The organism is Burkholderia sp. Bp9031 (assembly GCF_003857965.1).
Taxonomy (GTDB): Bacteria; Pseudomonadota; Gammaproteobacteria; order Burkholderiales; family Burkholderiaceae; genus Burkholderia; species Burkholderia ambifaria_A.
The window spans coordinates 81546-102336 of record NZ_QTPW01000002.1; the positions used below are offsets into that span (position 1 = coordinate 81546).

General features: G+C 62.7%; 16 protein-coding genes. 3 read left to right on the plus strand and 13 right to left on the minus strand.

Annotated features, from left to right (window positions below):
* The first annotated feature begins 49 nt into the window (after nucleotides 1-49).
* A complete protein-coding gene (acnA, locus tag DIE15_RS03570; protein ID WP_057923954.1) occupies nucleotides 50-2767 on the plus strand; it encodes an aconitate hydratase AcnA in 2718 nt (905 codons plus the stop codon).
* A gap of 169 nt (nucleotides 2768-2936) precedes the next feature.
* Here acnA and DIE15_RS03575 read toward each other — a convergent pair whose 3' ends face one another.
* The 9 genes from DIE15_RS03575 to DIE15_RS03615 all read right to left on the minus strand — a co-directional run bounded on the left by DIE15_RS03575 (nucleotide 2937) and on the right by DIE15_RS03615 (nucleotide 11984).
* Nucleotides 2937-3377, minus strand: coding sequence for a DUF1801 domain-containing protein (locus tag DIE15_RS03575; RefSeq protein ID WP_057923955.1), 441 nt, complete (start codon nucleotides 3375-3377; stop codon nucleotides 2937-2939).
* Nucleotides 3374-3805 carry an SRPBCC domain-containing protein gene (locus DIE15_RS03580; RefSeq protein ID WP_057923956.1) on the minus strand — a complete coding sequence of 144 codons (432 nt, stop codon included), beginning with the start codon at nucleotides 3803-3805 and terminating at the stop codon, nucleotides 3374-3376. Before DIE15_RS03580 ends, DIE15_RS03575 begins: the two co-directional genes overlap by 4 nt.
* Nucleotides 3805-4128, minus strand: a complete 324-nt coding sequence (locus tag DIE15_RS03585) for a helix-turn-helix transcriptional regulator (RefSeq protein ID WP_124832402.1) — start codon at nucleotides 4126-4128, stop codon at nucleotides 3805-3807. The genes DIE15_RS03580 and DIE15_RS03585 overlap by 1 nt, the downstream gene beginning before the upstream one ends.
* Before the next feature lie 216 nt (nucleotides 4129-4344).
* Entirely contained in the window at nucleotides 4345-5751 is a 1407-nt protein-coding gene (locus DIE15_RS03590; protein WP_124832403.1) for a hypothetical protein, read from the minus strand.
* Nucleotides 5748-6005: a PAAR domain-containing protein gene (locus tag DIE15_RS03595; RefSeq protein WP_124832404.1), complete on the minus strand. Its 258-nt coding sequence runs from the start codon at nucleotides 6003-6005 to the stop codon at nucleotides 5748-5750. Before DIE15_RS03595 ends, DIE15_RS03590 begins: the two co-directional genes overlap by 4 nt.
* A gap of 369 nt (nucleotides 6006-6374) precedes the next feature.
* Entirely contained in the window at nucleotides 6375-6797 is a 423-nt protein-coding gene (locus DIE15_RS37460) for a hypothetical protein (protein WP_260428174.1), read from the minus strand.
* Between the two features lies 1 nt (nucleotide 6798).
* Nucleotides 6799-7521 carry a hypothetical protein gene (locus DIE15_RS03605; protein ID WP_124832544.1) on the minus strand — a complete coding sequence of 241 codons (723 nt, stop codon included), beginning with the start codon at nucleotides 7519-7521 and terminating at the stop codon, nucleotides 6799-6801.
* The gene (locus tag DIE15_RS03610; RefSeq protein WP_124832405.1) at nucleotides 7521-9467 is read right to left on the minus strand and encodes a DUF3274 domain-containing protein; all 1947 of its coding nucleotides are present in this window, start codon (nucleotides 9465-9467) and stop codon (nucleotides 7521-7523) included. Before DIE15_RS03610 ends, DIE15_RS03605 begins: the two co-directional genes overlap by 1 nt.
* 3 nt (nucleotides 9468-9470) lie before the next feature.
* On the minus strand, nucleotides 9471-11984 hold the full coding sequence (locus DIE15_RS03615; RefSeq protein WP_260428175.1) for a type VI secretion system Vgr family protein: 2514 nt from the start codon (nucleotides 11982-11984) through the stop codon (nucleotides 9471-9473).
* Between the two features lie 879 nt (nucleotides 11985-12863).
* On the opposite strand from DIE15_RS03615, the gene DIE15_RS03625 reads away from it, so the two are divergent.
* Nucleotides 12864-14603, plus strand: coding sequence for a protease pro-enzyme activation domain-containing protein (locus DIE15_RS03625; RefSeq protein ID WP_124832406.1), 1740 nt, complete (start codon nucleotides 12864-12866; stop codon nucleotides 14601-14603).
* Nucleotides 14604-14693: 90 nt separating this feature from the next.
* Here the strand turns inward: DIE15_RS03625 and DIE15_RS03630 are convergent, their stop codons facing one another.
* The 4 genes from DIE15_RS03630 to DIE15_RS03645 form a co-directional block, all read right to left on the minus strand.
* A complete protein-coding gene (locus DIE15_RS03630; RefSeq protein WP_124832407.1) occupies nucleotides 14694-15530 on the minus strand; it encodes an ABC transporter permease in 837 nt (278 codons plus the stop codon).
* Nucleotides 15531-15576: 46 nt separating this feature from the next.
* Nucleotides 15577-16836 carry an ABC transporter permease gene (locus tag DIE15_RS03635; RefSeq protein ID WP_185734373.1) on the minus strand — a complete coding sequence of 420 codons (1260 nt, stop codon included), beginning with the start codon at nucleotides 16834-16836 and terminating at the stop codon, nucleotides 15577-15579.
* A gap of 102 nt (nucleotides 16837-16938) precedes the next feature.
* A complete protein-coding gene (locus DIE15_RS03640; RefSeq protein WP_057923958.1) occupies nucleotides 16939-17985 on the minus strand; it encodes an ABC transporter substrate-binding protein in 1047 nt (348 codons plus the stop codon).
* Nucleotides 17986-18061: 76 nt separating this feature from the next.
* Entirely contained in the window at nucleotides 18062-19153 is a 1092-nt protein-coding gene (locus DIE15_RS03645) for an ABC transporter ATP-binding protein (protein ID WP_057923959.1), read from the minus strand.
* A gap of 108 nt (nucleotides 19154-19261) precedes the next feature.
* Between DIE15_RS03645 and DIE15_RS03650 the strand changes: the two genes are divergently transcribed.
* Nucleotides 19262-20785 carry a PLP-dependent aminotransferase family protein gene (locus DIE15_RS03650; protein WP_124832409.1) on the plus strand — a complete coding sequence of 508 codons (1524 nt, stop codon included), beginning with the start codon at nucleotides 19262-19264 and terminating at the stop codon, nucleotides 20783-20785.
* The last annotated feature ends 6 nt before the right edge of the window (nucleotides 20786-20791 follow it).

Below are 20791 nucleotides of genomic sequence, written 5' to 3' on the forward strand. Positions count from 1 at the left end.
TCAGATACAGGACTCTTTGTTTCCTAGCCTTAAACCCAGGAAAATCACCATGGCCCACAATCTCCACAAGACCCTCAAGGAATTCGACAGCGGTTCCGGCAAAGGCAAGTTCTACTCGCTGCCGCAGCTCGGCAAGGAACTGAAGACGAAGATCGAGCGCCTGCCGGTGTCGATCCGTATCGTGCTCGAGTCCGTCCTGCGCAACTACGACGGCAAGAAGATCACCGAAGAACACATCGAGCAGCTCGCGAACTGGAAGCCGACCGCCAAGCGCGTCGACGAGATTCCGTTCGTCGTGTCGCGCGTCGTGCTGCAGGACTTCACGGGCGTGCCGCTGCTCGCCGACATCGCGGCCATGCGCGGTGTCGCGGAGCGTTCGGGCAAGAATCCGAAGAAGATCGAGCCGCTGGTCCCGGTCGATCTCGTCGTCGACCACTCGGTCCAGATCGACTACTTCCGCCAGAAAGATGCGCTCGACCTGAACATGAAGCTGGAATTCCAGCGCAACAACGAACGCTACCAGTTCATGAAGTGGGGCATGCAGGCGTTCGACACGTTCAAGGTCGTGCCGCCGGGCGTCGGCATCGTCCACCAGGTGAACCTCGAGTATCTCGCGCGCGGCGTCCACAAGAAGGCGGACGGCGGCGATACGGTGTACTACCCGGATACGCTCGTCGGCACGGACAGCCACACGACGATGATCAACGGCATCGGCGTGGTCGGCTGGGGCGTGGGCGGCATCGAGGCTGAAGCCGGCATGCTCGGCCAGCCGGTGTACTTCCTGACGCCGGACGTCGTCGGCGTCGAGCTGAAGGGCAAGCTGCGCGAAGGCGTGACGGCCACCGACCTGGTGCTGACGATCACCGAAATGCTGCGCAAGGAAAAGGTCGTCGGCAAGTTCGTCGAATTCTTCGGCGAAGGCACGAAGTCGCTGTCGCTGCCTGATCGCGCGACGATCGGCAACATGGCGCCGGAATACGGCGCGACGATGGGCTTCTTCCCGGTCGACGAAAAGACGATCGACTACTTCGAAGGCACGGGCCGCACGAAGGCGGAAATCGCCGCATTCGAGAACTACTTCAAGGCACAGAAGCTGTTCGGCATTCCGAAGGCCGGCGACATCGACTACACGAAGACGGTGACGCTCGACCTGGCAACGGTCGCCCCGTCGCTGGCCGGCCCGAAGCGCCCGCAGGACCGCATCGAGATCGGCAACGTCAAGTCGACGTTCACCGACCTGTTCTCGAAGCCGGTCGCGGAAAACGGCTTCGCGAAGAAGGCGGAAGATCTGGGCACGCAATACACGACGACCAACGGCGTCGACGTGAAGAACGGCGACGTGCTGATCGCCGCGATCACGTCGTGCACGAACACGTCGAACCCGAGCGTGCTGCTGGCCGCCGGCCTGCTCGCGAAGAAGGCCGTCGAAGCCGGCCTGACCGTCGCGCCGCACATCAAGACGTCGCTCGCGCCGGGATCGCGCATCGTCACCGAGTACCTGACGAAGACGGGCCTGCTGCCCTACCTCGCGAAGCTCGGCTTCGAAGTCGCCGCCTACGGCTGCACGACCTGTATCGGCAACGCGGGCGACCTGACGCCGGAACTGAACGAAGCGATCACGAAGAACGACATCGTCGCTGCAGCCGTGCTGTCGGGCAACCGTAACTTCGAAGCGCGTATCCACCCGAACATCCGCGCGAACTTCCTCGCGTCGCCGCCGCTCGTCGTCGCCTACGCGATCGCCGGCAACATCACGCGCGACCTGATGACCGAGCCGGTCGGCAAGGGCAAGGACGGTTACGACATCTACCTCGGCGACATCTGGCCGACGAGCGAGGAAATCCACGCGCTGCTCAAGTTCGCGCTGGACCCGAAGAAGTTCGAGGACAACTACTCGAAGCTGACCAAGAAGGGCGACCTCTGGAGCAAGATCGAGGGCGAAACGGGCCAGGTCTACGACTGGCCGAAGTCGACCTACATCGCGGAGCCGCCGTTCTTCGGCAACGACTTCTCGATGGAGCCGGCCGCTGCAATCCCGACCGTCAAGGGCGCGCGCGCACTCGGCATCTTCGGCGACTCGGTCACGACCGACCACATCAGCCCGGCAGGCTCGATCAAGGAAGACTCGCCGGCTGGCAAGTGGCTGAAGGAGAACGGCGTGCAGAAGGCCGACTTCAACAGCTACGGCTCGCGCCGCGGCAACCACGACGTGATGATGCGCGGCACGTTCGCGAACGTCCGGATCAAGAACCTGATGATCCCGGCGAAGGCAGACGGCACGCGCGTCGAAGGCGGCCTGACGATCCACCAGCCGAGCGGCGAGCAGCAGTCGATCTACGACGCGGCCATGCAGTACGTCGCAGCCGACACGCCGACCGTCGTGTTCGCGGGCGAAGAGTACGGCACGGGCTCGTCGCGCGACTGGGCCGCGAAGGGCACGCAACTGCTCGGCGTGAAGGCCGTGATCGCACGCAGCTTCGAGCGGATCCACCGTTCGAACCTGGTCGGCATGGGCGTGCTGCCGCTGCAGTTCAAGGGCTCGGACAGCATCCAGTCGCTCGACATCACCGGCGAAGAGACCTACGACATCGAAGGCCTCGGCGACGACTTCAAGCCGCAGCAGGACGTCACGCTCGTGATCAACCGCAAGAACGGCGAAACGACCCGCGTGCCGGTGCTGCTGCGCATCGATACGCCGATCGAAGTCGACTACTACAAGCACGGCGGTATCCTGCCGTTCGTGCTGCGCTCGCTGCTCGCAGCGTAAGCGCGCGGCTTTTGCAGGTGCCGCAGCCGCCTCGCGGCGGTTGCGGCCGATTTGGATGCCCGACCTCGTGTCGGGCTTTTTTTTGCCTGCCTAGCGGGCGTAGTTGTGCCGATCACACGGCGGCACCCCGCTTGCGTGGGACGTCATCCGCCGGCTTCCGGCTCGCGCGTCACACCGCCTTGCTGCTGCGCGCCTTCGCGCCGGCACCGGATCGCGCATTCTTCTTCAGATGCGTGCGGTTGTATTCGATCGCCGCGCGTACGAGGCTCTTCAGCGCCCGCTTGTCGATCCGGTCGCCTTCGAAAAAATCGATCGCGCGCCGCGCGTTGCCGTCGAGACCGTCGTTGAACAGTTGGTCGGGATCGGGCAGCTTCGCGCCGTGCATGAACGTCAACTTCACCTTGCCCTTGTGTGCGTTCGCGACCGCGATCATTCCGTCACATGCCCACACCGGGCTGCCCATCCATTTCCATTCCTCGACGATGCCGTCGTCGACGGCGAGGATCGTCTCGCGCAGCTCGGCGAACGTCTTGCCGCGCCAGTCGGCGATCCCCGCGATCAGCGCGTCGATGCGGGCCGACGGCGCCAGCTCCAGGCCGGATGCGCTCATGCCCGGCCCTCCTGGTCTTCATCGGACCGCGCCAGCACCTGTTCGAGCGACTCGAAGAACCGCGCCCACCCGTGCTGCGCACCGCGGTATGCCTGTTCCTGATCCGCGCGGAAGCCGGCCTGCTCCATCCGCAACAGCGTGCCGCGCGGCGTCGGCGTGAGCGTCCAGGTGACGACGCTTTCCAGGCCATAAGCGGCCCACGTATAGGACAGCACGCGCTGCGGCTCGATCGTCAGCACCGCGCAGTCGACCGAACCCCAGTCCGCACGGAAACTGAATGTGCGGCCCGCGACGGGCTCGAAGTCGCTCTTCATCAGCCACGCCTCGATCAGGTGCGGTTGCGTGAGCGCGCGCCAGATCTTCTCTGGCGGATGAGGCAGTTCCCGTTCGACGACGACGGTACGCGTTTCGGAGGTGGCTTGGTTCATTACTGATCCATCCTTTTGAGCAGATCTTCGAGAGCGTCGAACCGGTTCTGCCAGAAGCCGGCCATCTGGCTGGTCCAGTCGATCAACGGAGTCAGCGCCTGCGGCTGCGCGCTGTAGTGCGTCTGCCGGCCTTCGTGGCGATCGCTCACGAGCCCGGCCTGCTTCAGTACGCCCAGATGCTTCGATACCGCCGGCTGCGACACGCCTGCATGGGTCGTCAGCGCGGCAACCGTCAGCTCGCCCTCCTCGCATAGCCGCTCGAAGAGCGCGCGGCGCGTCGGATCGGCAAGCGTCCTGAACAACATGTCGTGAGCGTTTTGCATGGTTGAATTCATAACCCGATGGTTATGGATTGAAGGATAGTGGCTGAGCGGCACGCGTCAAGGAGGAATTTCGCGGATGTTCACTATCGTGGCGATGGAGCCGGTTGCAGCAAGGTTGAGAGAAACCCCACACCGCCCATCGGGAATCCACTACTTGTTCTAATTCTTATTCAATCGCCGCGCGCTCGATCCCACGCCATGCATCAAGCGACCTCATCATCGAGCTTCCATGCGTCGCAGTTGTCGGAAAAAGTCATCTTCCACCAAGTTACGCCTCAAGTACGAGCCGCCCATCTGCATCAGAAACAGCAAGACGGACCCGCCCAGACAGGCCCAGAACCATCCTTGGGATGCGTTGAGGGCACTCAACGCGACGATGACCACGCCCAGGCAACAACTCCCGCCCACGGTGACAGACAAGCTAAGCACACGCCCATAGCCCGCATCGACACGAGGCACAGGCACAAGCTCGGTTCCAACCAGGTTCAGCCGCACCTTTTGGGCGCCAGCTGAAGCAACCAGTTGCGCGCCCTGGCCATGCGTCACCATCTGCGCCGCGAGCGCCTGAAGCAAGAGCGCATTTACCGGCCCTGGTTTGCCGATCGCGCGATCGACATCATGCGCCGGCAGCTCCAGCCCTACATCCTTGATGGCGCCCAGCGTTGCATGACGGCCCCGGGACGGAAGATCACTCATCCATGCGTGCCGGATGCGCCGGCGCGGCGTCTGCTCCGAGGCCAGCAGCGTTTCCAGCGCGTCCGCCACGGAATCGGACGGCATCGCAATCGGGCGGAATAAGCGCGCCTGGGGCCGGACCGTTTCCTTGAGGCTCGCGGCTACGCATGGCGAGGTGAGCAACATCGCCACGGCGGCCTCCGACCAGGCCGGCTCCATGCCATCCGCATGCAGCTGGCAGGCCAGCAATAGCCGGAAATCGGACGTGCACTCCTCGTCGAACCACGTCTCGATATTCGCCTGCTTCGCATCGAACGGCATCCATCCGAACTGCACGAGATCGGGCAGGTTCAGTTTCTTCCAGACCGCTCGGAGCTCGGTCAGATCGTCCTTGTCGGCGGATTGCAGGATCACGTCGACCGTCTCGCTCGACGCATGACGCGCGAGGCGCGCCGCGAACGGGCTCACCAATTGCTCCAATACCACCGCGAGCCGCGATACACCTGTCGAACCTTCCGTATCCGGCAAAGGCAGGATTTTGCCGGGGTTCATCGGCGCGCTCCCCTCCAGGCCCAGCAGACGTTCGCCCAACTCGGGCTCGGGCGTCAACGCAATGCTATCGACGATCACCATGTGAGCTTGTGCCCATTGCCGCCATGCAGCCCGCTCGCTGCGACACAGGAAGTTCCACCAATCAACCCGCTCGATCCAATCCTCATAGCCGGAATAGATCGCTGAGCATACGACCCCCGATACCAGCAGAGGCAACAACAACGCGCGCACGAAGAAGGGTTCGGACATCACCGGTTTGCCCTGCTCCCAGTTGAATACCGTGATGAGCATGCCCGCAGTCTGAATGATCACTACGGCAAGCACACACCACCAGATCGAGGGCGGCTTGCCGTACTGATACTCCTCGACGCCCGAGAGGGTCCATGCTCTGCTCATGCGATTTTCATCCCCATGCTGCTGGCGATCACCTGGCTGCCGCACTGCGATCGGCACATGTGTACAGCCCATTTTCGGCCGCCTTCACTGTAACCCTCGGCGCATTCGATGATCGGGTTGTCACCGTGCTCCGGGCACGAGACGACGTCATGCAGCAGCGCCACCTTGCGGCCGTCAAGATCGAACGTCGATGAAGCGGTCTTTACGATGCCGCCGTGTGTCGTCGCATCGCCTACACAAATTGGGTTCTTCATGATGGTGTGGTGCATGTACGGTGATATGAATGGCGCGCCTCATTGAGGCACCAGAGGCGCATCCGGGTTGGTCGGTTTGATCGATGCATCGCAGGTGATTCGATCCTGGCCGGAGGGCGTAACGACACCAGATAAGTAATTCGGTCGTTTAGATGTAGAAAACGTTGAGCCGCGCACCCCGGGTGGATACGGCCTACTCAAATCAACCCCCGGAATCAGCGGATATTCCTTCACATAAGCGCTACCATTTTCATTACCATAATCGACCTGAGCAAAAAACAGCTTATCTTTCGTTGAAGCGAACGTATACCGCCTCGAGTCTTCAAATGAATAAAACTATGATCCGCGTAGACCTTCGTGGCGAAAGTCTTACCACCGTCTGTCGAATACCAAAACGGCACCACACAACCCTTTTTCACCATTTCCACAAACCAATCCATCCGGATAGGCCAGAGGTAAAACAATATTCTCACCGGCTGGATCGGCATTAATGATTCTCCCCTGGAAATTTTCAAACATGCCTCGCCCTAAAAATTTTCGAATTCCGGCACGAGTGTCATTGTAGTGCGACTCCCCGTGATAACAATCGCGGTAACGCTCCAATGTGACAAAGCGGTGATTGTCAATCCGATAGATCACTTGGGGCTGCGAGTCATACGGCAACTCCTTGAGTGCTGAACTCATGAAATCTCCAAGCCCGAAGGCCGGACGCTGCGGACTCTGCGCGGTGCACCCTTGCATCAGGGCGAGCAGTGCGATTATGGTCATGGCGTTTATCATCAGCGTCTGCATTTCACCGAGGCACCAACGGCGCATCTGGGTTGGTCGGCTTGATCGATGTGTCGCACGTGATTCGATCCTGGCCAGAGGGCGTAACGACGCCATATAAGTAATTCGGTTGTTTAGATGTAGAAAAGGTTGATCCGTATATCCCTGATGGATACGGCTTGCTCAAATCGATCTCATGAACCAGCGGATACTCTTTCACATAAGCGCTGCCGGTTTCATTGCCATAGTCGACCCGGGCAACAAATAATTTATCCCTCGTTACCGCGACTGTATATCGCTTCGAATCCTCGAACGGATCAAAACTATGCCTCATATAGGCGAAGGCAGCGAAAGTCCTCCCCCTGTCCGTGGAATACAACAATCCAACGTCAACACCACGATCTGATGTTCCAAGATGGGGGGGCGCACCAGATGGAAAGGCCAGATTTTGCCCGGTTGGATCGGCGTTAATCAATCGCCCCTGGTAATCTTCGATACTTGCTCTGCCCAAACCCGTTTTTATACCAGCATGTGTATCGTTGTAATACGCTTGACCATAGTTACAGTCACGATAGTTCTCAAGCGTCACAAAACGATGATTATCAACTCTGTAGATGACCTGCGGTGGCGAATCATAAGGTAGCACCTTCGCACTAAGGAAATCACCCAATGAAAATACTTGTCGTTGTTGCACCACGCACCCTGACATTAGGGTTACCAGCACGATGATGATAATCGAGTACCTCATCACGTTCCCCCCTTCCATTGCTGTTGCCGAAGTTGTTCAGCTTCGGCTTTGCTTTGCTCCTCAGCCACCGTGTTCCAATCGATATAGGCCGGCTTTACAATGCTTTGGAGAGCGCAAATTTCAAAGTAATCGTCATAACCCTGCGTCCAGTCGGCAAATTTCATCAGACCAGTCCAGAACGCCGGTCTCTCATATGCATCACAAAAGCCGATCGGCAGATCGTAGGCTGCTACTCGGCGCATGAATGCCTGATTCCCAGGTAACGTGCTGTGATTGGTCGGCTCGGCGCGATAAGTATCGAGTCGTTGCAGCATTTCTTCCTGATTTTCCACTCGCGTCGTACGCTTGGATGTGTAAATTTCCTCGGAAGTAACTGTCTTCGACGGCTGAAAAATAGAGCGCATGTAGCGGTATTCAGAATCAGCGTATTGCCCTTGATTCGGATCGGTCAGATTCTTGTCCCACTTTCCCATCTCAGGCGCAATCCGGCGAGACATCTCGAAGTACTTCATTTCTTCCGGCGAGATCGGATTCGGCACCTGCTCGGCATTGATCGTCACGGTTTTGTCGGGATGCGGTACCGCCCACAGCTTCACGAGGGGCGTAAAAATTTTCCGGTTGCCGTTCCAAAAATCGGTCGACTTCGCTCCGGGCACAAGCATGTCGTCGGGAGTCGGCGGCAGCGTACCGAACTTCTTCTCGCCCGGCGCGTCGCCCACCGGCGTACCGCGCGCCAGCATGCGCTGCTTCACGGTATCACCCAACTCACGAAGCAATTTGTCATCCACGCCCTGCCAGCCGATACTTTGCAGCGGCACCGCGCCCATCACGCGATCATGCGGCGTGAAATACACATAAAGACGACCGTGATTGTCGCGCTCATGCACGCCAGACTTGCGCTGGTTGTCGGGTCGCCAGAAATCCATATCTTCCGACGCTCCGCACTGAAGCTGCATCATTCGCTCCTCGTCCATCTCGCGCTTGTCCTGCTTGATCCGATTGGCAATATTCCGGAAGGTGTTGACGCGCGCGTCGGGAGTCGGACGCTCCGAGCCGCAGGCCAGGGCATCCGTGACCTTGTCATCAAGGGCATACGGCGAATTCATTACGAACACTGCATCGGGCGCGCGTGTCTTGCATAAGGCGGTCGCCGCCAGCGCGATCATCGTCCCTTGGCTATGCGACATCACTGACACCGTATCGCGTGAACACTCGTTGCGAATCCGGTCAATCAAATCTGCCAGGCGTTGAGCCGCGTGCGCGTAATATGTGCGCGGAGGGGCGTCTTGCAATTGGCGATCAGCCTCTGTATTCAACGACTCCATGTCGAACTTGAGCACGTGACGCCTAAATCCCTCGTAGCTCCACAATTGCTGCAGATTGTTGGTGCCGTTCTGGAAAGGACCGCCCCCCCAATACCAGGGACCGTCTTCTCTGTTCGTGCAGTCTGGCCCCCACGCCCATAGATCAATGCCGCGCGGATTGCGCATTGGGATGCGCCATATGTACTCGTCGCCTTTTGCCGCACGATATCCCCAGTAAAAGCGGATCACCGGGGAATGCCCAGGCTTTGTGGGATCAATCTGACGAGGAATCGGACGGCCATCGGAACCTTCAACGATATACGAGTTCGCTTCGAGCTTCGTTTCTTCCGTGCGGCGCAAACGATCATTCAATCCGGCACACAACGCCTGCTCCGCCGCGTCATACCACTCCCCCGTGGAATTAACGCCATGCACAAAAATGATGACGCCGGGCATATGCGGTGGGATCCTGCATTCCGCCCGCACCTGGAAACTGCTCGGAGTGTGATACGACTCCCAATACGGTTGCCCCAGATGATCGCGCTTCATCGGCACGATGCGCGTTGCGGTGTCGTGCTGATAGGGTTTCTGCGCATCTGCCTCGCCGTCCATACCGTCCGGTTGGTTTGATTGGTCGGTCATGAATCAGGCATCCTTATTGTTCTGGAGCAGTAGCTTGAGCCCCCGCGCAACATCCTGCCGGCTCAACGAGGTCTCCCCCTTGTCGCTGGTAACGCCCTCGATAATCTGTCCACTAGCGAGCTGAATCTTGTACGGTCGGTTCGCGACTGGTCGACCGGTAACGTCGTCGCTGAGAATGAACCGCTCGTCATTCGCGACATCGATCTGGTTGAACTTCGGTAGCGGCAGCGACAGCGCACCCGGCCCTTCCTTCTGAATTTCGATGATCTTGAGGATCAGGCAGCCGGCCCCGCCAATCTCGACGTTATCGCCCTGCACCTTGATGTAGGCGGTGCCGCCACCGCCGAGCACGACCCCGTTGGCGGCATTGACCGTCGTGGTGCCGTCGGCACTGGTGATTCGCATGTCTTTTTGCGCAACCATTTCCATCACGTCCGACTGCGCCTGGATTTGAACCTTGCCGCGCGCGGCATAGAGCTTGATGCCGAACTTGTGCGCAAACAGCGACAGCACCTCGCCTGCTGCGATAGCGACATTCCGAAGCGCATTCACGTTGAACCGCGACGACGTGCCGACGCTCACGTCCTTACCCGCCGACACCATCACCCGATCCGGCGTTGCCAGGCCTATGCCGTTCGGCGCGGACAGCGCAATCACGGCGGTCTTCAAGCTAGCGAGTTCGTCCTTCAGCCACGCGTTTTCCGACTTCAGGTCCGCGATCTCCGCATGCGCAACGGCCGCGGCATCGGTCAATCCCCGAGCCTGCGCCTGCGTCAACGCAAACTGGTTCGTCATCGGCCGCATGTCGGACGACGGTCCGATTGCCTTCTCCTGCCTGTCGGACGACACCAGCAGGCCACCACCCGCACGCACGTGCCCCCGATCGTCGGTGCGCAGTTCGAAGCCGTCGCCACGCAGTCGCTGGTCCCGGTCCACCGTATAGCCGAGATTGAGTTGCGTCTTGCCGTGCTCGGTCGCGACCTTGACGTGTTCCTTGCCCTCCCGGTCGTCCAACTCGACGGTGTTGTTCGAGCGCGTGCGGATCGTGTTGCGCGTGCCCCAGGGGTCGCCCGCGACAATCGGATCCGTGTGTTGAGCGGTATGCAGCACATGGCTGATGAACGGCAGATCCACGCAACCCCACAGGAAGCTCACGCCAACGACCGTCCCCTCGACGAGCCCGAAGTGAAAGCCGGTTTGGTTCGGACCCGCGAATGGCTTCGCCAGCCGCATCGGACAGCTTTGCAAACCGGGCGCCCGCGTGTCGCGATCCATATGGAGATCGACGATGTATTCGCCCTGCCCATCCAGATACGGGTCTTTCCAGCCGCCCGACGACGCGATCGTCCCGGTGATGACTCCGTCGATCCTGGGCCACGTTTCTTCCATCAACGGCATTCGATACTGGCGATCGGACGGAATCGCGTCGAACTTGACGTGATATGCCTTCTTCCGGGTCGCGCTACTCGTCACCCGCACCACAACCAGCCCGTGCCTTGCATCGGACAACTCCCGGTTAGACAGTTTCAGCACCGAGCCGGGCGTGAGATCCAGCATGTCGCACTCGCCGCGATACTCGACCTGTGCGGCCAGCGCGGCCTCGCGGCGCAGTTGCGCCTCCTCCTTCGCCTCGCTCTCGTTCTGGTTCGGCATCCCCCAGATATATGCTTCACCATACGTGGTGCGGTCATCCCGGATGGGGCTGACCGCCTCGATCGGATCCGAAATCGCCGTTTCGGTGTTGAACATGCGTACGACGTAGGTCGCGGGCACCGTCTTCGCGTGCATTTCGAGCGCGCTGACCGACTCGACGCCTCCAGTTTCCAGCCCGCTGTGCGGCCGGTACGCAACCGTCAGGCGCTCTGGATCGCGGCGGTAGTGCGCATAGTCGTCGCCGAAGCGCACCTGCTCGCAATGCTCGCCTTCCTCGCACACGAACCAGATACCCGAGCGTCTGCATAAGCGCGTAATGAACACCAGGTCGTCCTCGCCCCATTGCATCACGAAGCTGCGCTTGCGATAGGTGCGGTGCAGCTGAAATTCGAAGCGCGCGAAGATCTGGTTGAACTCATGCTCGCGCAGAATCTGCTCGATGATCTCGGGAACGGTCTTGTCCAGAAAGAACCGGCATTTGGCCGCATTGCGCAACAGCGCCAGACGCGATTCCAGCACGATCTCGTACAACGACTGGTCGCGGTTGGTCGCTTTGAGGGCGAACCCAGTTACCACGCCTTGCACGCGACGTGCGCTTTCAGGCTGGCTCCATCGGTCACGCGGCGGCGGCTGGATCACAAACGCACCTATCCGGTTCAGGAATTCGCTGCGTGACAGGTCATGACGAGGATGCGTGAACTGGATCGTGTACTTCGTCGGCTCTCCGATCCCGCGTACCCCATCGAACTCGTAGACATCCGCTAGCGCGGCGGCAGGCATGCCCTTGAGATCAAGGCTGTAGAACTGATGGATGTTGATGCCCGCGCGTGCGGGTGTATCGAAATTGGCCGTGCTCGGGATCAATCAATCCTCCGAAAACGTTTGCGGAATAGGCCGCGCGACTTTAACCGGGTAAGGGGCGAAGCCGCCATAGGACGAATCTGAAATTGGCAGGAACCGGGATTTGAAGCCGAATCCGCTAACGCGTCCCGATCGAGCAAAAATGGATTTGGCGTTTCCCTGCTACCGATTCGCTCGATTAAATCCACGCTGCTGTCGCATAGCTCTTCGCCGCGCGACATGCCCGATGCGCCCGACGGTCCAATCCAAATTGAGCGATGGCGGAAAGCGGACGTAGCCGATCGCTACCGCATTTCATTGCGGCCGCACCAGGCAGGAGTAGCCACGTCACGGCAGCTTCGCTTCCCTCCCGGACAGCGATCGTCCCACCCTTCTGACTCGAGCATTTACTCTAATTTGCGGCGTCGTACTTGTGATCGAAAGCCGTCCGCAAGACTGCACGACGCGCTGTTCCACAATTCGGGAAACACGCGGGCTCCGCCGGCGCCTTTTTCGTGCATCCACGCACCCGCCCCGGCCACCTCACTTCGTTTGACCACATAGTGCGACACCGCATGTGGCGGCGGCCGATCGCAAATCATGCGCGTACGCAATCGTCCAAGCCGTCTCCGCGCACCTCCCGTCGCAGCGACGAGCGACTCACGTATACGAACGGTAAGCGTCGCATTGCCACCGTGCCGCGAACCGGTTCCCTTGCGGATTCGCGCCGCCTGCCGCAGCGCGCCACGTGCTACACGCCTGGCCGCACGCCCATGTCAGAACTGACAGCTATGGAAACTGGCAGCTGCCTGAACGGCACCGACGCCCTACGCTCGTCTGCGCTCGCGGCCCCACAAGGGCCGGGGGCTCCAGCAACGTCGTCTCTCCTAAAAAGGACTCCCGATGAAAAGGAACGCCTGGTTTGCCCTCCCCCTTCCGTCGCCTCGCCGCCTTGCGTGCGCGGTCCCGTTCGTGTTCGCCGCTGGCGCGGCGCATGCGACGACGGACTGGGTCGACACCCACACGAAGGCCTTTCTGACCGGCCCGCAATTGATGGCGCGCAGCGCGGCGCCGTCGCTCGAACTCGCGGCCGGCGAGACGACCGACGTCGTCATCAGCCTGAAGCTGCGCAACGCCGCACAGCTCAAGCAGCTCGCACACGACGTGAACCGGCCCGGCAACGCGCATTACCGCCAGTACCTCACGCACGAGCAGTTCCTCGCCAGCTACGCGCCAACCGAAGCGCAGGTGAATTCGGTCGTCGACTATCTGCGCAAGAGCGGCTTCGTGAACATCGAGGTCGCGCCGAACCGTCTGCTGGTGTCCGCGCGCGGCACGGCCGGCACGGTGAAGACCGCCTTCAACACGTCACTCGTGCACTTCCAGTACGCGGGCCGCTCGGGCTTCGCGAACGCATCGACCGCGCAGGTGCCGCATGCGCTCGGCGGCGTCGTCGGCTCGGTGCTGGGGCTGCAGAACGTCGCGCACGCACGGCCGATGCTGCGCATCGGCAACGTCGCGAAGCCGCAGGCGCTCGCAGCCGGCACGGCCACGGGCCACTATCCGAAGGAATTCCCGGGCCTCTACAACGCGACCGGCGTGCCGACCGCTGCCGGCGTGACCGTCGGCATCATCACGATCGGCGGCGTGTCGCAGACGCTGCAGGACCTGAAGCAGTTCACGTCGGCTAACGGCTACGGCACGGTCTCGACCCAGACCGTGAAAACCAACGGCACCGGCACGACCGGCAGCTACAGCGACGACCAGAGCGGCCAGGGCGAATGGGATCTCGACAGCCAGTCGATCGTCGGCTCGGCCGGCGGCCAGGTCGGCAAGCTGATGTTCTACATGGCGGACCTGAACGCGGCCGGCAATACCGGGCTCACGCAGGCGTTCAACCGCGCGGTGTCGGACAACACCGCTAAAGTGATCAACGTTTCGCTCGGCTGGTGCGAGACCGACGCGAACACGGACGGCACGATCGATGCCGAAGAGCAGATCTTCACGACGGCCGCCGCGCAAGGCCAGACGTTCTCGGTGTCGTCCGGCGACGAAGGTGTATACGAGTGCAACAACCGCGGCTATCCGGACGGTGCGAACTACACAGTGTCGTGGCCAGCCGCTTCGCCGCACGTGCTCGCGATCGGCGGCACGACGCTGTACACCACGTCTGCGGGCGCGTTCTCGAACGAAACGGTATGGAACGAAGGCCTCGACGGCAACGGCAAGCTGTGGGCGACGGGCGGCGGCGTCAGCACGATCCTGCCGGCGCCGTCGTGGCAGTCGGGCAGCAACCGTCAGTTGCCCGACGTGTCGTTCGATGCCGCGCAAAGCACGGGCGCGTACATCTACAACTACGGCCAGTTGCAGCAGATCGGCGGCACGAGCCTCGCCGCGCCGATCTTCACGGGCTTCTGGGCACGGCTGCTCGCGGCGAACGGCACGGGCCTCGGCTTCCCGGCCGGCAAGTTCTACGCCGACATTCCGTCGAACCCGTCGCTCGTGCGCCATGACGTCGTGTCGGGAAACAACGGCTATCAGGGGTATGGCTATACCGCAGGCACCGGCTGGGATCTGACGACCGGCTTCGGCAGCCTGAACATCGCGAACCTCAACAAGCTGATCCAGACGGGCGACTTCTGAGCGTGATGTGAACGCCGGTGCGCGCGGCAACGGCCTCGCGCGCGCCGGCTTGCGCATCGGATACCGCACGGCTGTCCCGCCCGTGCCGCGTCACGACACCGCGCGTCGCGCGTTGCGTCCGCGCAGCCATTCGAGCGCGAGCAGCAGGCTCGTCGAGAAGATGATCAGGATCGTCGCGAGCGCGGCGATCGTCGGGCTGATGTTCTCGCGGATGCCGGTGAACATCTGGCGCGGCAGCGTCGTCTGGTCCGCGCCCGCGAGGAACAGCGTGACGACGACTTCGTCGAACGACGTCGCGAACGCGAACAGCGCGCCCGACATCACGCCCGGCGCGATCACCGGCAGCGTCACGCGGAAGAACGTCGTGACGGGATTCGCGCCGAGCGACAGGCTCGCACGCACCAGGTTCTGGTTGAAGCCCTGCAGCGTCGCGGCGACCGTCGTCACGACGAACGGCACGCCGAGCGCCGCATGCGCGGCGATCAGCCCCGTGTAGGTGTTCGCGAGCCCGAGCGGCGCGAAGAACAGGTACATGCCGACCCCGACCACGACGACGGGCACGATCATCGGCGACAGCAGCACGGCCATCAGGAGGCCCTTGCCGCGGAAGTCCGCCTTCGTGAGGCCGATCGCGGCGAGCGTGCCGAATACGGTCGCGACGATCGTCGCCGACGGCGCGACGATGAAGCTGTTCTTCGCGGCCATCCGCCACTCGTCGGACGCGATCAGGTTCTCGTACCAGCGCGTCGAGAAGCCCGGGATCGGATAGACGAGGAACGTGCTCGAAGAAAACGACAGCGGCACGATCGCGAGCACCGGCAGGATCAGGTACAGCAGCGTCAGCACGACGAGCACGCGCAGCGCGACATACCACGCGCGTTCGACGAACGACATGTGCGGCGCGAACAGCGGCCTGGCGAGTTTCATGGTCGGCATCCCCTTCCCGTTTCGTTGCGTATTCCTGCCCGGGCGCTCAGCCGAGGCTCACGTTGGTGCGCGTGAAGCGCCCGTACACCGCATACAGCACGAGCGTCGCCGCGAGCAGCAGCCCGCCGAGCGCGCACGCCATGCCCCAGTTGATCGTCACGTTCGTGAAGTACGCGACGTAGTAGCTGACCATCTGGTCGTTCGGCCCGCCGAGCAGCGCGGGCGTGATGTAGTAGCCGATCGCGAGGATGAACACGAGCAGCGCGCCCGCGCCGACGCCCGGATAGGTCTGCGGCACGTACACGCGCCAGAACGCGGCGAACGGATGGCTGCCGAGCGATACGGCCGCACGCTGGTAGGTCGGCGGGATCGACTTCATCACGCTGTAGAGCGGCAGGATCATGAACGGCAGCAGGATGTGCGTCATCGAGATGTACACGCCGACGCGGTTGAACAGCAGCGTCAGCGGATGCGAGATCAGCCCGCTGCCGATCAGCGCCGTGTTGATCAGCCCCTCGCTTTGCAGGAGCACGATCCACGCGGCCACGCGCACCAGCACCGACGTCCAGAACGGGATCAGCACCAGGATCATCACGAGGTTCGCGCGACGCTCCGACAGCGTCGAGATCCAGTACGCGAGCGGGTAACCGAGCAGCAGCGCGAACAGCGTGACCGCGACGCCGATCACGAACGTACGGCCGAAGATCGCGAGATAGATCGACTGGTCTGGATCGGCCGGCACGATCTGGCCGAAGCCGTCCTGCTTGTGGTCGAGCGCGGCGAGCAGGTAGAACGGCGACACGTGGCTGCCGTTCTTCGCGATCGCCTGCCAGTACGCAACGTCGCCCCAGCGCGAATCGAGGTCGAGCAGTTTCGTGCGTGTCTGCGCGGGTGTCAGCGCCGCGGCGCCGTCCTCGCCCTTCAGCGGCATCGCACGCGCCGTCTTCGCGACGAGCGAGCGGTAGCCGGGAATCTCGGTGTTCAGGCGCCGTGCGAGCGCGCCCATCGCCTCGCTGTCGGCGACCTTCGTCATGTCGGCCGCAAGCGCGACATACGCGGCGTCGGCCGGGGGCGCCTTGTGGTCCCAGCCCGACAGCGCGGCGATCGTGTTCGGCAGCGCGGTCGCGATCTCGGGGTTCTGCACCGCGCGCGTGAGCAGCGTGCCGATCGGCACGACGAAAATGAGCAACAGGAAGATCGCGAGCGGCGCGATCAACAGCAACGCCATCGTGCGCTTGCGGGCCTCGGCAGCCTTCAGTTCGCGCTTGAGCGCGGCTGTCGACGGCGAGGAAGGAGCGATCGTCATCGTGTTCAACGGTTCTCTCCGGCCGGGCTCGATCCGGCGGAATGCCGCGCGACGCGTTCGACGCGCCGCGCGGCAGGTTGCATCAGGACATCTGACGGACTATTACTTCGTCGCCCACGCGGCGAAGCGCTGCTCGAGCTCGTCGCTGTGGTCGGTCCAGAAGCCGATGTCCTCCAGCACCGCGTTCTTGCCGTTCGCCGGCGAGTTCGGCAGGTTCGCGAGCGTCTTCGCGTCGAGCGACTTGATCGCCGCGACGTTCGCCGGGCCGTACGCGATGTGCTGTGCATACCCTTGTTGCGGCTTCGGCGTCAGCGTGTACGCGATGTACTGCTCGGCCAGCGCCTTGTTCGGCGAGCCCTTCGGAATGGCCCAGTAGTCGAGGTCGTAGATGCTGCCGTTCCACACCACCTTCAGGTTCTTGCCTTCCTTCTGCGCGGCATCGATGCGGCCGTTGTACGCGGTCGACATCACGACGTCGCCGGCGACCAGGAACTGCGGCGGCTGCGCGCCCGCTTCCCACCACTGGATGTACGGCTTCAGTTCGTCGAGCTTCTTGAACGCGCGATCCTGGCCGGCCTTCGTGCCGAGCACCTTGTACACGTCCTTCGTCGGGACGCCGTCGGCCATCAGCGCGAACTCGAGGTTGTAGCGCGCGCCCTTGCGCATCCCGCGCTTGCCCGGGAATTTCTTCACGTTCCAGAAGTCGGCCCAGCCGGTCGGCGCGGTCTTCAGCTTGTCCGCGTTGTAGGACAGCGCGGTCGACCACACGAAGAAGCCGACGCCGCACACCTGCGGCGCTTCGGGAATCAGGTCGGACTTCTTCGCGATCTTCGACCAGTCGAGCTTCTCGTACAGCCCTTCGTCGCAGCCGCGGTTGAGGTCGCCCGATTCGACTTCGACCACGTCCCAGTTGACGTGCTTCGCCTCGACCATCGCCTTCACTTTCGCCTGCTCGCCGTTGTACTCGACGGCCGTGACCTTGTTGCCGGTCGCCTTCTCGAACGGCTGGTTGAATGCGGCCTTCTGCGCGTCGCCGTTCGCGCCGCCGAAGTTGACGACCGTGAGTTCGGCCGCCGAGGCCGATGCGCCGACGACTGCAAGTGCCAGTGCGAGCGCGGTGCGACGCGCGGTAAAGCTTGCTCCGTTCATGATGGTTCCTCTCCTCTCGTGGTGGAAGTGGGCTTTGTTGTTGACGACGTGCTGCGGAAAAACAGGAAAACCTGCGTCAGGCGAACACGCGCAGGTGCTCGGGCGCGAATGCGAGCGACACCGGTGCGCCGGGCGAGAACGCGTCGAGCGCGCCCGTGCCGAGCGGCACCTTCACGAAGCATTCGTCCTGGCCCGGCAGCGCGCAGCGCATGCGCACGTGATCGCCGAAATAGATCAGGCTGCGCGCCTCGCCGGTCACGCGGTTGGCGGTGCCGTTTGCGTGACCGTTCGCCAGACTCATGCGTTCGGGGCGGATGCACGCGACGGCCGGCGCGCCTTCGGCCACGTCGCCGATGCGGCGCCCGACGAGCTGCGTGCCGTCGTCGAGCCGGAATTCGCAGAATTCGCCGTCGACGCGCGCAATGGTGCCGCGCAGCCGGTTGCTGTCGCCGATGAAGTTCGCGACGAATTCGTTGCACGGCGATTCGTACAGGCGGTCGACGGTATCGAGCTGCTGCACGATGCCCTTGTCGAACACGGCGACGCGATCGGACATCGTCAGCGCCTCGCCCTGGTCGTGCGTCACGTAGACGAAGGTCACGCCGAGCTTCTCGTGCAGCGCCTTCAGTTCGTATTGCATGTGTTCGCGCAACTGCTTGTCGAGCGCGCCGAGCGGCTCGTCCATCAGCACGAGCTTCGGCTCGAACACAAGCGCACGCGCGAGCGCGATACGCTGCTGCTGGCCGCCCGACAACTGCGCCGGATAGCGCTTCGCGAAGCGTTCCATCTGCACCATCTTCAGCGCATGCGCGACGCGCTCCGCGCGCTCGGCGGCCGACAGCTTGCGCACCGTCAGCGGATACGCGACGTTCTGCTCGACCGTCAGGTGCGGAAACAGCGCGTAGTTCTGGAACACCATGCCGATGTTGCGCTTGTGCGGCGGCACGGTATTCAGCAACTCGCCGTCGAGGCGGATCTCGCCGCCCGTCGGAAACTCGAAGCCCGCCAGCATCATCAGGCAGGTGGTCTTGCCCGAGCCGGACGGCCCGAGCAGCGTCAGGAATTCCCCTCGGTGGATATCGAGGTCGAGCGATTTGACGACCAGCGTCTCGCCGTCGTAGGTCTTCCGCACGCCGCGAAAGCTGACGATCACATCATCGGACTTCATCGTGGCTGTCCCCTTGCTGCGCGACAAATGTTTTTGAGATGCGAGCCACTATACGGCGCCCACGGTTCTATACTAGGGAACCATTTCAATATTCCAAGTAGAACCACTTTGGATACCGTGATCCTCGCCGACTGGCTCTCGGCCCGTCTCGATCGCAGCTCGTCCGAGCCGATGTACCGGCAACTGCTGCAACTGATGCAGCAAGCCATTCTCACCGGGGAATTGGGGCCAGGTACAAAGCTGCCGAGCTCGCGCACGCTGGCGGCCGACCTGTCGATCGCGCGCAATACCGTGCTGCACGTGTACGACCAGCTGACGGCTGAGGGCTACGTACTGACGACGACGGGCAGCGGCACCTATGTGGCCGACACCCGGCCGGACGCCGCCGCGATCCGCGTGCCGGGCGTCGCGCCGCCGCCGTCCGATGTCGGTGCGGCACTGCTGGCGGACGCGCAGGGCGGCCTGTCGATGCGCGGACGGCAACTGATCGAGCATGCGGGCGTGTCGCGGCGCCAGTGGGGCGCGTTCATGCCGGGCGTGCCGGACGTGTCGGAATTCCCGAGCCGCACCTGGAGCCGCCTGCAGGCGCGGCTGTGGAAGGAAGCGAATCCGGAGTTGCTGACCTATGCGCCGGGCGGCGGCTACCGGCCGCTGCGCCGCGCGCTCGCCGATTACCTGCGCGTCGCGCGCTCGGTCAAATGCTCGCCGGACCAGGTGATCATCACGACCGGCATCCATCAGTCGATCGATCTCGCGGTGCGCCTGCTGTCCGACATCGGCGATCGCGCGTGGGTCGAGGAACCGTGCTACTGGGGTGTGCGCAGCGTACTGCAGGCGACCGGCCTCACGCTCATGCCGGTGCCGGTCGACCAGGAAGGGCTCGATCCGCGTGCGAGCGACATGCGGCATCCGCCGCGGCTCGTGCTCGTCACGCCGTCGCACCAGTATCCGCTCGGGATGGTGATGAGCCTCGCGAGACGCCGGATGCTGCTCGAGTACGCGCGGCAACACCGCTGCTGGATCATCGAAGACGACTACGACAGCGAATTTCGCTACGGCAGCCGCCCGCTCGCGTCGCTGCAGGGGCTCGACGACAGCGGCCGCGTGATCTATGTCGGCAGCCTCGGCAAGATGCTGTTCCCGGGCCTGCGGATGGGCTACATGGTCGTGCCCGAGCATCTGGTCGACACGTTCCGCACCGGGCTGTCGGAGCTGTATCGGGAGGGTCAGCTGATGCAGCAGGCCGTGCTCGCCGAATTCATCATGGACGGGCACCTGACTTCGCACGTCAGGCGGATGCGCACGCTGTATTGCGAGCGCCGGCAACTGCTGATCGACGCGATCCATGCGCGCTTCGGCGACGCGCTGCCCGTGATGGGCGACGAGGCCGGCCTGCATCTGGTGCTCGGCCTGCCCGACACGTGCGACGATCACGCGGTCACGCAAAGCGCATTCGACGCAGGCGTGATCGTGCGCCCGCTGACCAGCTACTACAGCAGCCCGGACACCGCGCAGCGCGGGCTGCTGCTCGGCTATGCGTGCGTCGCGCACGAAGGCATCAGCCCCGCGTTCAACACGCTCGCAGCCACCATCGAACGGCATCTGCCACGGCACTTCACGCGCGCGGCATGACCGCTT